The sequence below is a fragment of the Gimesia chilikensis genome, from assembly GCF_007744075.1.
Lineage (GTDB): Bacteria > Planctomycetota > Planctomycetia > Planctomycetales > Planctomycetaceae > Gimesia > Gimesia chilikensis_A.
The window spans coordinates 7,263,654-7,278,499 of sequence record NZ_CP036266.1; the positions used below are offsets into that span (position 1 = coordinate 7,263,654).

Genomic DNA, 14,846 nt, shown 5'->3' on the forward strand with positions numbered 1-14,846 from the left:
GATCGGAACAGACGTTGTAAACATCCACCCCTCATGACTTTACCCAGTGGCCCGCAACCGAAGTTGTTCACTCAGGTAACATGGCTTTCCCCCTCCCAGTTGTGTCAGATTTATCAATTATACCCCATTGTCCAGTTAGACAAGCCGGGCAAAACAGTAGTTTTATTGTTGAATCGTATGGCGATAACGAATCAGGTTTTTCCAGTGGTCAAATTTACCCGTGCTGGGTTCAAATGCCTGCTCTGCCCGCGTCCGGTCGATGACGAAGAAGCCTCGATAGTCAGGCTGGTTCGCGGTCCGTGTCGCATCAAAGGGTGACAGTCGCCCCCCGATCTGCACCGGACTGCCGTAGGTCGTAGTGCCTGCACCAGTAGCTTCGAAGTAAGCCACCGACAGGAAGACCACAAAAGTGTTACTCCGCGTAGTCGTGTTGCCAGTAATCTTAGACAACAGGCGATTACGCGTATGGAAATCAACTTTGTTTAGCGGACCAGCCGTTCCCAGGTGCTCTGCCCCGGTGGCGACTTCAAACAGCAACCGTTTATTGTTATTCCCGGTATCCGCCGGCAGACTGCGATAGACCGTACTCTCGCGCAAATCGTTGACATTGCTTGCCCGGGTTTGATGCAAACCACGGAACGGTGTTGCCTGTTGACCGAGTACTTTGGGGTTCCCCGGAATATGTGGCTCATCACCTGATAAACCATTAATGCCGTAACATTTCGCATCGCGAGACTGGATAAACTGAGCCCACCAGTTCGAACCACCAAGGTGCGGTGCATTTAGACTGGGATTAACAGCGCTGCCAGACATATCCATGGTAAAGGCATCAGAATCGTCGAGTAAGGCTGCGAGTACCGAGGGATGTCGTATCGTGTTGAGATTCAATTTACCTGGAACCCGAGGCTCACTGAGTGGGTTCCCTAGTTGATGGTGCATCCGGGTAGGAACCTCGACGAATTCGAGCAGTCTGTACCAGCGGTTGTCATCATTGTTGTTAGTGTCATCGGGACCATTCGGATCCAGGAACTTCTGAATGCCTGCAAAGCGAACATCATTTGCCCGATCAACGTTCGTTGTGGTGTCACTTCTGGTCTGCCAACCTGCTTCCGTGGCCAGATCGCGTGTCACCCGATGAGGTCCGATGACCGGAATTGAGAACAGCTCCACTACAGACGCGAAGTCACGGTCAAAATGAGGTTGCCAGATATCGAAACGAGAGCGGTCATCAGAAAATGCCCAACCGCGTTCCGCAGCGTTATCGGGAGTCGAGTCACCATCATCATCAAAGGTCGCGATCCCTGGCAACCCGTCAGCGCCCAGATTACCGGCACCGGTATTGGAGTTCGTCGTCCCTACCGTGTTGGCACGATAACCTGTACCGGAACTGCCTGCAGCATGGGATGCTTCACCAGCACCACGTGCATAGAGTGGTTGTGACCGTTCAAAACTTTGCAGCTGATTCAGCTGAGTTTGAATCTGCGTGCTCATGTCTGATTCCTGCAACGCAAACTCATTCATGTTGTTGATGACCATACTATCTACTTCAACCCATGGGTTATCATCGTTATCGGCAACATTACTTAAACCTGGAGCAGCACGCCCCAGATGTGCCCGACGCATCAGACGCACAACGAATGTCAGATCACTGAAATTCGTACTGCCTGCATCCGTATTTGAACCGTTCAGAAAATCCCCCCGCGTTGACATGGGAGTAACGGTGTCTGCTTCGGTAGTCATCCGAAAGTCATTTGCATCATCATCGGTAATCAGGTCCGTTGCAGGAGTCGTGATGTCCCGGGGAACGATTGTCGAATAAGTCGGTGAGCCCCCTGAGAAGTTAGGATCGACGCGGAAATAACTCTCGCGCGGCATCCCCGACATCGGGTCCATGTTTTCATTGTCGCCCGCGGAACGAATACTGTAGATTCCGCCGCCACCCACTGCGCCACTCCGTAGAGTGACACGTCGTTTATGAGTATCGTTCAAGACAGGATCAGGGGCAAGGCTGTCCAGATCTGAGTAGTCACCGCTGATACCAGTTCCATCGGTGCGTGGTTCCAGACGAATCTGCCAGCCATCGTTGGCAAAACTGACGGTGCGGGTACTCGCATTTCGCAGTTCGATGTAAGAGAAGTAGCGATCTTTTTCATCATCGTATTCGGTCGCGTCATGATTGACCGGATTTGAGGACGAGTCTTCGACCTTCGGTGCTTTGATTGCCAGAAATTCGCCGAGCGTCAGTTTTTGCGCTTCGACACCGTACACAACTCCTCTTTGACCTACTTGAACGTCATCGCCTGTCTGATAAGGATTGTCACCCAGCCCCCAGCCATCCCCAAGGTTTTTATCGTATTCGAATCGAGTAATCACATCATCGGGATCCAGGGCATCAACCACATTGACAGCGTACTGCGCCATTTCCTTAAGCTGAGCGTCACTGTATAGCACATTACCTGAATTGTCTGATCGATAATCCAGAAGGTCATTAGCACCTCCAAAGGTATACAGCAAAACGTAGATATCACGGGCCATCAGCTGTCGATCATAGCGGGCCCAGAATTCCTGTTGTTGAGTATTGGTGGGTGGATAGCTGGGTAAATTTGCACTGTTCCAACTGCTATTAATTGCGGTGGCAGGTAGATTGTCCAATACATTATTACCATTGAGGTCTTCACCTGGATCCAGAACACCATCATCGTCGACATCTTCCCCCGGATGAGGTGTAAGAGGGCGAGTCGTAACAAAACGACCGGTCCCTGTATCATCAAAGACGAGCACCTCATTGAGGTTCAGTTTCATCTGCATTTTGGGTTCTGATACATTTCCGATTTTAACATTTAACAATTCCTTCAATGGCGGCCGGAAAGGGTTTAGGTTTTGCGGAAATGCATTGAAAGGAGGAAACTCTTTACGAGCAAAATCGATTTCATATTCTCGAAAACCAGGAGGAAGTGACAAGCCAAACTGCTTGCGGTCCCAGCTCATAGTGGTAAATTTTTTACGGATGGATTCACCACGTGCGTTAACAGTCGATGCTCGACCAAAGTTGAAGGGGAGCAGTTCTGACAATCGTGAACTGACACCCGTATTATCCTGATCAGACTGAGCCATGTGCAACATTGCAAGATCGTCGGGAATATAAGGTTCATCATAGGGTCGTCTGACTTTTTCCAGGTCCACTGTTATCTCATCAGATTCATCAACGAGGGTTCCTACATACTCATTCGTAGTAGCAACCGAATTTTTGAAAAAGGTCAAGTCACTGTTGTAGCGAATTCCCCCGGCGATTTCGAAATCTTCATAGCCTTTCCAGCCATTGTATCCAATGTTGGCCAGTCGATAACCAGCCCCCGTCTTGTTATTACGCCCCGATCCGTTATAGGCCAGAGGATGCATAAATGAGTGGGTGTTACCTCGATTACCAGTCAGTGAACCAGCAAATACACCTCCCTCAAATCGGTTGCCGTTATCATCGATTAATGTCCGCCCGGGACGTGGAAAGGCTTTGATCGTACTACCAGTGGTGTCCACAACGAAAATATTATCGGTAGAGTTATTACGCTGTGCTTCATAGAGCCGGTCCGGTTCCCCCCAACGACCCGAAATCAGATCGGTGATCTCGGTTTTGGTTGCCCGGGTGCCAGACGAAGGTGCGCTGAATTCGGGGCGTCCGTAATTCAGGAAGAAATATTCCATATTGGAATTTTCCCGCCAGTCGCGAGTACTTTGATAGGCGGTCTGAAAATCACTCGCTGTGTAGGTACGCGGAGATGGGAAACTACCATGAGGATAAGGGTATGCTCCAAAGAACCGCGAATGCTGATCAAATACATCAGCCAGAGAAGCCGAGTCAACCAGATCTCCCCCAGAGGAAACACGTTCCGGACGGGCATTTAGCGCCCACTGTGGATTGATTTCGCCAGGCGAGGAAAGCCCCATGTTGGATCGAGAGAGGAACAGATACTTGTCGGTATAAATCGAACTGTGTTCGCCAAAGAAATTACTGCTGGGATTATAATTCAGATCGATATCACCGGGCCGCCGCATGTTGCCGGCTGTATTCAGGTTGATCAATCCATCGAGGTCATAGACCGTAAACGAAAACAATGGCAGGATATATTTAGTTGGATCATTAGGATTCTGAATAGGAGGAAAATCAAGATCCATCCAGATTCCTTCGACAACACCGTCGTTATCGTTGTCGACATCAAGTTCAATTACTGGAGCGCCTGAGTTGAATGAATTCGTAAAGATCCCCAGTTCGCCATGCAGACTGGCATTTCCACCAGGATTGGTCAGTGGCTGAAAGGGAAACGAACTCGAAAATCGGCTGGTCCCTGAGGGAACTCCCTTATAATCGACAAATTCATGCTTGGGATGGGGCCGTAATAATTTCGTAGTGGTTTCATTAGCAGGATTGACCGATCCATCGTTTTCATACCAGTCAGTCACATGAGCACCAGTTGAAGAGTTACGCAAATACTGTGGCCTCAAAAAGGAGGGGATCACAACCCGTCGCCAGGTGCCTGACGATGACATAAATGCATAACCATTGTAAGCCAGAAACAGGTTGTTGATGTCTGGGGCCGTGTAATCTACATCAGGTTTTGGAAACTGGTCTGCACTGGTTGATGGAGGACCACCATGGGCTGCATAGCTTAGATTTAAGTCGAGAAAGTCCTGGTTACCCGAAGGTCCTGAACCAGTATAATTCTGATCGACGACAACGACGCCATTTGTGTCCATGATGACATTGATCCCCTCACCACTGTAAGGGTGCAGATCAGTGCCAAACATATTTGCCAGCAATGAATGGCGTTTGCCGTGCAACGCGCTATTGTAAAAACTTTTTTCAGGCCCCTTGATTAATTGCTCCAACCCCCAGTTAAAAAGAACGTCGGCATCAAGTCCGGTATCAGCTTCGTTCAGCGATGCTTCTGTAAAATACTGCGAACTGCGTTCTTCCTGGGCAGCGAAGGTGTAGAAGACCACCCCGAGCAGGGAGAGCATCGCCAGCAGCGCAATCACGACCAGCAACGTCGATCCACGACGGTCGAGACTCTGCTGTGTTTGAACCATTTGTTTCAATTTAAGCTTCATAGATTTCATCTCTTAACCTCCCAGTGTGACCAATGGCCGTGGCCCGGACCGGCACAATGGGGAACGTGCCTGCTGAATTGTTTTCGCTAACCCTATTCCGCAATAGATGACTTATTCCGCAATGAATGAATCAGTGTCATTTGCCTAAGCTGTCCGGATGAGGGGTCTTCGTACCTGACTACAATGCGAATAGCCGACAATGGTTTCGGGATATGTTCAGTTGTCTGATTATCCAGATCGTAAAGAGGATCAGCCGCTGGAGTATTATCAGCCAGTAACGGATAAGGGGGATCAACGTCAGAACCAACTGATATATTCGGATGCCAGGTATCAAATACATTTTTATAAGTCGCGTTACCATGGACTGTATTCTGCTTAGGGTCGATATTACTACCGGAGTTTGTGCCAAAGCGACCATCGGCGAATCGACCGATGTCAACAAAGTCCCCCTTGAGATCATCGAATACTTTGATATCAAACGAGCGGACATTGGAGAGAACAAGATCCTCTGAACGACGGTCACCTTCTTCAAGCCCCTGCACAACTCGCGTTTCATAATCAACCAGTAAACTGGGACCAGAAGCATCCATCGGATTACCTCCACCACCGATTGAAGCAGGCATAAGATCGTGTGGATAGTTAAAATCCTCATGCGACGTTTCTTCGTGTGTAAATCGCCCGATAAATGTCGGCAATGTTGGGCTGGATGGCGCCGTGCTGGTCATGAATTCGCGTGATAAACCAGTGAGATGATTAAAGCCATAACGAAAATGTGGTATTCCGAGGGGGTAAAGCACCGTATTTCTACTGGCATCACTATTATCGAGTTCTGATAAATCATGGAAGCGGGCATAATAGACCCCTGACCCAGGTGGCGTAGCTTCAGCACGGAAGGCCGAAAAATCAAAGTCGCGCCAGAAATTGTGCCTACTGTCAACCGTTTCTCCATAAAGCGGGGCCGGACTGCCCGTACTGGATCTGAGAAAGTACGGGACACCTGTAGCTGTTACCGGTTGCGAGGTATTAACCCCCGAAATGGTTAATGGTTCCCGGATCAGCAACACCCGGCGATAGAGATTACTTCCCCGAAGGAAGTAACTGACTTCAGCCGCGGATGACTGCGATGTTCCATCGGCAAGAATACGCCCATCGTCGGCATCAGGCTGATTGGGATGCGCTGATAACTGAAGAGCTGCTGACGGAATATTAGGCTGAGCCATATCCGATTTACCATAGTAAAAGTCTTCCGTATCATCCTTCTGATTTGGATCAGCAAAGCGTGAGACGGTGAACTGCAGAATGTCATCCGTATCGTCATTGACATCGTTTTCGGAAATGTAGAAATATCCCAGACGTTCAGTTTTGCGATACTCAGGGCTCCGCGGATCTGTGGGCAGTGGTTTGGTCATCGGTGGCGTCGTGAAATCACGATAATTTGCCAAGGGCAGCAGATACTGAAAGGTTCGATTATCCAGATCTGACTGGAAGAGCGTTACCAGGAGCCGCTCGCGCTGATCGTTTTCTGAAATCCCGCGCTGGGTAGTCATTGACCCTGAGAGCAACTGGAAAATTTCGGTAAACATCAGCATCATCAGCAGAACGAGGGCGACTGAAACCAGCATTTCGACCAGCGTAAAACCGGTACGAACGCTGTCGATTTCAGCGCTGCGATTTGAAAGGCCCTGTTGTCTGCTGTGAATTCTGTTCATAAATAACTTCGCTTTATAGTTGTTTACTGCCTGTCGTTTTTGCTTTTTGAAGACTAACGAGTTTTATTTCCCAATGGGTAAACTTGAACAACATTAGGCATGATAATCAGCCCTGCTGTTGGCGTTCCGTCAGCTGTGGGATTGATCGACTGTAAGATAGGTTGATCCAAAGTAATCTCCGCAGTGACCGCGGTTTCATTTTCGATTTTCTGAATACGGTACCAGTGAGCATTGATAACGTCGAAGACATACCCCCCCTTTTTCAAGAGCGGCTTTTCGACACTTGTGTTGTAGCGGAGACGAAACCTACGACGCCGGTAATCATCAGACCCTGGCCAACCGGCTTCTCCTTCTTTTTCGTCAGTCGCACCTCCATCGTCTTTATCACCGTCGTCATCTACACCAGCAAATCCCCAGCCCATGTCGTCACCGGGTAACCACTCGGCAACGAAGTTTTCGGTCTGGTGAATGGCTTCATATTCTGGAGTGAAATTACGACGAAAAAAGACAACCACGTCGACAGCAGCAATATCAGTGGCGATCGACCGACGGACAGTCAGCAGGTATGTATATCGCTGCTCCAGAATCTCAAAGCGTATTTTGGAAATCCCATTGTAGAGTCCATTGTCCGGCAGCGGTGTCCCCAGGCTGACTTCACCTGTGGTCGCGTTAATACTTGATCCGGAAACGGCACGAACCTGCATCTGTTTACCAGTGGTGTCGTAAATGATCAGGCGTCCGTTGCCAACCGTGCTATTCAGAAGAGTCTGTAGCTCTGTTAGTGACAGAATCCCGGAAGGATTCGCGCCGGACAGAATATCGTTTGCATCAATAGAGATTGTATCCAGGGCAGTATTAATTCCTGTCGGTACGCCCTCAAAGAGTAAGGTCCAGCTATCCGAAAGTGAAAAATAATTGATGAGTGGCAACTGGGTCGTCAGACCAGCATCAAACCGACGCACAAACATGGCGGGGTTATTGGAACCATCGTTACCGAAATTATCTTCCAGACCTGTACCATCGAGATTCGCATAATATGCGCCCCAGGGATCGACTACATACTTGCGGTTAGCCCGCTGATGTCTTACGTGTCCATTAGCTTCTAATGTTCCATCCGGATCAAAAAGCAGCCGCTGAGGGAGTGAATCGATCAGAGCTTCCGCATTGTAGCGGAGCACAGTTGAATTCGTGAGTTGAGTGGCCTGAACCCCACGCAAAATCGAAATGGGAAACAATGACGCCAGCGAAACAACGCCGATGCTCATGATCATCACGGACATCAGCACCTCCATCAGAGTCACACCCTGACGTCCAGGTTTGCTGCTGGTTTTCATGTACAATTTGCCGGTATTGAAACGAAGCTTTTTCATTTGGCTGTCTCCCCGGTCTCAGCATATTTAAACACATCAGGTGCCCCTCCAGAAGAAACCGATCCTGAGCCGGCATAAAAGAGCGGGTAGGCGCTGATATTTCCAGTGCGGGTAAAGATTGATAGTAGCGAAGGAGTCGTATTCAACTCGACCTTCCAAGTTACACCGCCATCAGTGGCGAAAGTAGTTCCTTCGGCACGCGCAGTGCCATCAAGAAAGACGCTGGAGATACTGCCACTTGTTCCCCCCTGCGTGCAGGTATAGACACGGTCGTAAGGTCTGAAATTAAAATCAGAACTTTGAGGAGACCGGGGAATTACCCTGGCTGGTACCAGAACATGATCCCCTTCATAGTATTCCGTCGTACTCCTCCAGGTAGATTGCACATTTTCGATGGCGTCAATCACAAAATGGATTTTACCCCCACCTGCCTCACTGCCAGTAACAGAGCCACGTGGAGAGAACATTAAATCCAACTGGCTGGAATAGAGGCGATGATCATCGCTACCAGCCCAGAGGTATTCATTGAGGTCGTCATTGCCACCGGAACCATCATCATTAACACCAGCCACACCAGGCTGACCATCATCACCGAAGGACCGTCCTGTTATCCGCCAACTGGCTGGCAAATAGGAGCGATCGAGATCAATACATGTGTTGTTGGGCAGCAGGGTAGGCTCCTCACCTGAAAGTACCACAGGAGGTAATTCCAGAAGGTAGGTAGACGGCCCACTGCCTGGTGCAAACGCAACCTGTTGATCAGGATCAGAAGTTCCTGGATCACGATAGGGGGTCGACAGCCGTAGTATTTCGTCCGTCCTCCAATTGTATTCGTTCGGCAATGGAGAGTTGGGATTTGCTGGTTCAGGTTCTGAAATTGGTGAATTATTGAGATCGATTGTATACCAGGAACCACTGGCATCACCGGGGATCTTGATGCGGGCTCCATCCTTGAGTTGTTTGCGTAGATATAGAAATCGCCAGTCAGTCCCGTTACCACGTACGTGCAGGATTGTATCCGGGGTGGAGTTTCCAGTTGTGTCTATACGTTCCAGGCGGATGACGCCCTGAATCCAGTCGGGGCTGGAGGCGATATAGACCATGCTGGTAACGATTGTGGGATCGTTCGGATCAATCAGGAAACGGACTCCCCGCGGCTCCTTAGCATAGATGGCCCGGTCACGGGCACCAGCCAGGTAAGACTGCACCTGGCGTGAGGCACTGCGTGTCACATCACTGGAGAGCGCGAGATTAATCGAAGAGACGGTCATCACGACGAGAATTGCCAGGATTGAAATCACGACCAGTAACTCGACCAGCGTAAAGCCAGTGCGGCGTTTCATCGTGAATCGCTGCGGTAACTGATTGTCCTTATGAAAGGCGTACATAGACGTTACCTGCCTCCGGCTCGTTGATTGTGATTGGTGATGTTATCAAAAATCCCTTCGGCCACAGGAATGACTGGCTGTGCCAGCACACCTGTATTGGTTTTATCATGAGGTTCCTGCAGCCCCAGAATTCCATCTTCACCAGCGGAAACGATCAGGGGCATCCAGAAGGTATTCATGACGCCATACTGCCCAGTCAAATACTGAGCATCCAAGTTACTGTTAAACAGAGGAGTCAAGAGATCGCCCGAGCGCTCGTTTTCATGTTGAATACGTGACAGAGGATCGTCGGCATCTATTTCAAGTGGATCCTGTTCATTAAAGCCGGCTGCAGATGCTGGTGGCAGACCATTGAAAAATGCACCGGCAATATCCCGCCGAATGGTCGAACCATCGGGCTTGATTAGACGGGTTGGCCAACGATAGAACCGCAGTGGTCTCCCCCACCCGTCGACGAATTCCATCAGACCATCTCCATCAGTGTCAGCAACTTCTGAAGTCGAAAAAGAATCTTCTCCGACCGGCGGTAACCCATATGTTTCATGGTTCGTTAAAATATAATACAGGTATTCCGAACTGATACTGGCCCCGGCATCTGCGCCAAGAACACCGGCAGCCGCCCCCATTTCTCCGTTTACCTGAGAATTCTCTTCGATGTACTGTGGAAGATTCTGTCTAAAAATATCTTTGCGAACCAGAATTTCGACGACCGGTTTAGGAATACTGCGGTATTTTGCTCCATAGTTATTAACCAGTGATGCATATTTCTGCCCCACCAGTGATTGAATCTGTGACTGGTTTTTGGATGAATCGAGCGCCTTCCGCATCGCTTCAATGCGGTCCTGCACCATGCCGTTCACTTTGACTATTGTCGCCATGGTTGCTTTTTCCCGCGCCTTATTACCAATGTTTCGCACGACAAATGCGGATGTGGCAACTAGAAAGAGCAAAATGCTAATGACAATCATCAATTCGACAAGTGTGAAACCACTTCGATTGAATCGAATTACCTGATTAGTTGCTATACGTCGCATATATAAACCTGACCCGGCTTGATTAAGATTCTTGACCCATATCACTGAATGGATGTATTGACGAAATTCGTAATATTATCTGATTCGGCGGATCGATTACCTGGGAGATTTCTCTTCGGATCGTAATTCCCTCCGGTACCGTAATCGAAATCAGCCCCAGGAGAAATAATCTGGTAAGACTTGGCCTTAAAAGGAACGTCGTTTGTCGGGGGGGGCGTTGTAGGATCTCCCAAGCGATAAACGTCTACCATTCCAGTCCCGGTAACTTCCGAAACACGGTAGCCGCGTCCGTCATAACTACTGAAATACAGGTATGGCTTCTGTTGACTGGGAAATGAATCCAGATATTCGGGAGCACCGTCTGAATCAATATCCACGAAGCGGGATGTGTCGAATTCCATATAGGGCCCGAGGCGTCCGCCACCGGCATTTGCCACGGCAAAAGGATTTGCCGAATTTTTCGAGAACCCATTCGGCGTTTTCCCGGAAACATCCCAGATGCCTCCCAGAAAGAACACGAGGCACTCACCTGCGTTGAGGGGGATTTGCCCCGCAGCCCCGGTAGAGACTGTGCCGTCTTTGTTAATATCTCTTCCCAGGCTAAAATCGAACTGGGGCCACATCTTACGAATCAAACCCTTACTGCGCTGATCACTTGCCCATCCAGAACTAGTTTCATACAAATTGATACCACTGGGAGGATCCATACCAAAATCCTGCCTGAAGGCAGTGATAGCTGCTTCCAGGCTCCCAATTTCCGAGCGTACCTGTTGCTGCTGCGCCCGGAGACGGACGGCACCTACGGCGGGAATGAGGAGGCCGATCAGAATCAGGATGATCACGATCACAATCATGAGCTCGATCAGAGTAAACGCACTCCTGTTGTGCTGCGACGCCGAAGGGGCTTTTGGCGACCGTTTTTGCATTTCTAACTCCTAACTCTTTTCATTGATTCATTTTAGCATTAGAAAACATCCCTTTTGCCTGATACAGGCGGGTTTAGCCGGGACTTTTCTACGATATATATAGGGCAAATTTTATGCCCGACTTTCACTATTCACAATAAGTGATACTTATAATTAGACTTATCGCATAATGGTCAGTACCAGAAAGGGGCGAAATGTTGTATTATTCTGCAACACCCCTCTCAAAATACTACGATATAACTAGGACAAATCGTTGAGCAATTTAATCAGAGGCATGAAGAGTGCGATCACGATGAAACCTACGATGAGCCCCAGTACGATTACCATCAGAGGTTCCAGCAGACTCACCAGGGCATCCACGAGCACGGCGACCTCTTCGTCGTACACATCCGCCACCTTGTAGAGCATGTCGTCGAGTGCACCGGTCTCTTCACCCACGTCCACCATGTTGACCACGATATCATCCACAATCCGGGCTTCCTTCAGTGGAACCGCCATGGTCTCCCCTTCGCGGATCGCGGCATAAATCGTATCGAAGGCCCGCTGGAAAACCATGTTCCCCGCCGTGTCACGGGCGATGATAATCGCTTCCAGAATGGGCACCCCGGATGAAATCAAAGTCCCCAGCGTTCGACAGGTTCGCGCGGTCACCGACTTACTGATAATCTTGCCTAGCAAGGGTATTCGTAGCGAAATCCAGTCGACAATAAACGCTCCTTTCTTGTTCTTCCTCACAATCTTGATGAAGATCCAGAGCGCAATCGGAACGGCCGGGAAGAGATAAAAGTAGTTCACCACGATATCACTCATATTCATGAGCATGAGCGTAATACCGGGCAGTTCGGTACCGAAGTCGAGGAAGATTTTTTTGAACTTCGGAATAATCCAGTACATAATGAAGCCCACGATCAAACTGGCTACCGTGATCACGGCGACCGGATAGATCATTGCCCCCTGCACTTTCTTCTTCAGACTCTGGGCCCGTTCCTTGAACTCGGCCAGACGCTGCAGAATGATTTCGAGCGCACCACCTGCCTCACCGGCTTTCACCATGTTGACGTACAGGTTATCGAAACACTTAGGCTGCTTGGCCATGGCTTCGGAGAGCGTGTTGCCCGATTCAATGTCTTCAATGACGCCATCCAGGGAAGCTTTGAGCGGCCCCGGCTTGGCCTGCGATTCCAGAATTCGCAGACTTCTCAGAATGGGCAGACCAGCGTCCTGCAGCGTGGATAACTGACGCGTAAAGGTACAAAGCTGTTTGGGACGCACGCCGCCGATGGAGAATCCACCTTTCTTGGCGCTGGCTTTCTTGGCAGCTGCCCCCCCTTTGCCGCCTGCTCCTTTTTTCTGTTTTTTGCCGCGGCCTTTTTCAGCAATTTTGGTAACGAAAAAGCCCTTCTCTTTGATCATGGTCTGGGCATCGGCTTCGGAAGGCGCTTCGATGGTGTCTTTGACCTCGAGCCCTGTGTTATCCATGGCCTCATACTGATAAACCGGCATGGCGTTACTCCGTCATTAGTCGTCTTGAAAAGTGTGTTTTGCATGTACCTGGTGGTACCAGATTATTCGATATCTTCCATAACGGTTTCCCGTACGACCTCATCGATCGTGGTGACTCCGTCAAAAATCAGTTTCAGCCCGGCTTCACGCAGCGTGGTCATTCCCTGGCTGCGTGCCACATTCCGAATGTCGTCGACCGACGCGTCCTCGGTAATCAGGTCGCGAATTTCATCGGTGACGTCCATGAGTTCATACAGACCGGTACGGCCTTTGTATCCCGAGTTATTACAGGTGGCACAACCTTTTCCGTAGTAGAAGCTGTACTGTCGTGCCTGCTCGATGGGTAGCTGCAGTTCCATAAGCAACTCATCACTGGGCTCGAACTCGGTCCGGCACTCTTTACAGATGGTTCGCACCAGACGTTGTGCCTGAATTGCTTCAACCGTTGCGGTGATCAAGAAGGTTGGAACCCCCATATCGCGCAGTCGGGTGATCGCCGACGGTGCATCGTTGGTGTGCAACGTGCTGAATACAAGGTGACCGGTCAACGCACTCTGCACCGCGATTTCGGCGGTTTCGTAGTCACGAATCTCGCCGATCAGAATCTGGTCGGGATCGTGTCGCAGAATCGCCCGCAGCACTGAAGCGAAGGTCACCTGGATATCGGGATTCACCGGGACCTGAATCAGTCCGTCGATGTCGTACTCGATCGGGTCTTCGGTTGTAATAATTTTTTCTTCGATGACGTTGAGTTCGTTCAGCGCCGAGTAAAGGGTCGTGGTTTTCCCACTCCCCGTCGGGCCGGTCACCAGTACGATCCCGTTGGGGCGATGAATCATTTCGCGGAAACGGGTGAGTGTATTGGGATCCATGCCGATTTTATTCAGGTCGAGCTGAACCACGGTCCGGTCCAGAACTCGCATAACGACCGCTTCGCCGAACAGGGTAGGCAGCACACTGACACGCAAGTCGACCGGGTTGCCGCCGACGTTCAATTCGATACGACCGTCCTGCGGCAGACGCCGTTCGGCGATATCGAGGTCGGCCATAATTTTGATACGGGAGACGATGGCATTCGCCAGGTGGCGGGGAGGGGGAACCATTTCATACAGCACACCGTCGGCGCGAACACGGATCTTGAATTCATCTTCAAACGGTTCCATGTGGATGTCGGAAGCTTTATCTTTGATCGCCAGCAGCATGACCATGTTGAGCAGCTTACGAATTGGAGCCGCATCGACGAGTTCATCCGTATCAGTGATGTTGTAGACGTTTTTGCCGGTCTCCTCACCCAGTTCATCCTCGATGGCACCGATGACGTCTTCGATGCTGTCCTGATGCTCGGAGTAATGCCGTTCGATGGCCGCTTCAACATCTTTCAGGTTCGAAACCGCACCGCGGACGTCGTATCCCAGAAAGTTGCGCAGGTCATCGAGGGCTGCCACGTTCTGAGGATCAGCCATGGCGACGGTTAACACGCCGTCCTTCAGGGAAACGGGCATGATCTTGTAAATCGAGGCCATCGTTTCCGGAACCAGTTCCAGCACCTTGGGAGGAATATTGGTTTCACTCAGTTCAACAACAGGCATACCCCACTGTTCGGCGAGTGCCTGGGTGACCTGCTCGTCAGTCACGAGGCCCATGCGGATCGCCACCTGGCCGATCACTTCCCCCGGACTCTGCTTCTGTTCTTCCAGAATATCCCACAACTGATCTTCTGAAATGTATCCCAGATCGACCATGATTTGACCAAGGCGTCGTGCTGCCATGTGTGTCTACCTCTGATTAACACCTAGTTTATTCCAGACAGAAA

The 14,846-nt window shown here is 50.1% G+C and carries 8 protein-coding genes; all 8 read right to left on the minus strand.

Annotation, left to right across the window (positions count from 1 at the left end):
• Positions 1-162 precede the first annotated feature (162 nt).
• A complete protein-coding gene (locus HG66A1_RS27390) occupies positions 163-5,112 on the minus strand; it encodes a hypothetical protein (protein WP_145191813.1) in 4,950 nt (1,649 codons plus the stop codon).
• Between the two features lie 83 nt (positions 5,113-5,195).
• The gene (locus tag HG66A1_RS27395; RefSeq protein ID WP_145191816.1) at positions 5,196-6,812 is read right to left on the minus strand and encodes a type II secretion system protein; all 1,617 of its coding nucleotides are present in this window, start codon (positions 6,810-6,812) and stop codon (positions 5,196-5,198) included.
• 53 nt (positions 6,813-6,865) lie between these two features.
• Complete coding sequence (locus HG66A1_RS27400) at positions 6,866-8,182, minus strand: hypothetical protein (protein ID WP_145191819.1); 1,317 nt, start codon at positions 8,180-8,182, stop codon at positions 6,866-6,868.
• Positions 8,179-9,570: a Tfp pilus assembly protein FimT/FimU gene (locus HG66A1_RS27405; RefSeq protein ID WP_145191821.1), complete on the minus strand. Its 1,392-nt coding sequence runs from the start codon at positions 9,568-9,570 to the stop codon at positions 8,179-8,181. The genes HG66A1_RS27400 and HG66A1_RS27405 overlap by 4 nt, the downstream gene beginning before the upstream one ends.
• Positions 9,571-9,575: 5 nt before the next feature.
• Positions 9,576-10,649, minus strand: a complete 1,074-nt coding sequence (locus HG66A1_RS27410) for a type II secretion system protein (RefSeq protein ID WP_145191824.1) — start codon at positions 10,647-10,649, stop codon at positions 9,576-9,578.
• Positions 10,646-11,530 (minus strand): prepilin-type N-terminal cleavage/methylation domain-containing protein, encoded by an 885-nt coding sequence (locus HG66A1_RS27415; RefSeq protein WP_145191826.1) that lies wholly within the window; start codon positions 11,528-11,530, stop codon positions 10,646-10,648. Before HG66A1_RS27415 ends, HG66A1_RS27410 begins: the two co-directional genes overlap by 4 nt.
• A 240-nt stretch (positions 11,531-11,770) precedes the next feature.
• Positions 11,771-13,033, minus strand: a complete 1,263-nt coding sequence (locus HG66A1_RS27420) for a type II secretion system F family protein (RefSeq protein WP_145191828.1) — start codon at positions 13,031-13,033, stop codon at positions 11,771-11,773.
• Positions 13,034-13,095: 62 nt separating this feature from the next.
• The gene (locus HG66A1_RS27425) at positions 13,096-14,802 is read right to left on the minus strand and encodes a GspE/PulE family protein (RefSeq protein WP_145044426.1); all 1,707 of its coding nucleotides are present in this window, start codon (positions 14,800-14,802) and stop codon (positions 13,096-13,098) included.
• Between the last annotated feature and the right edge of the window lie 44 nt (positions 14,803-14,846).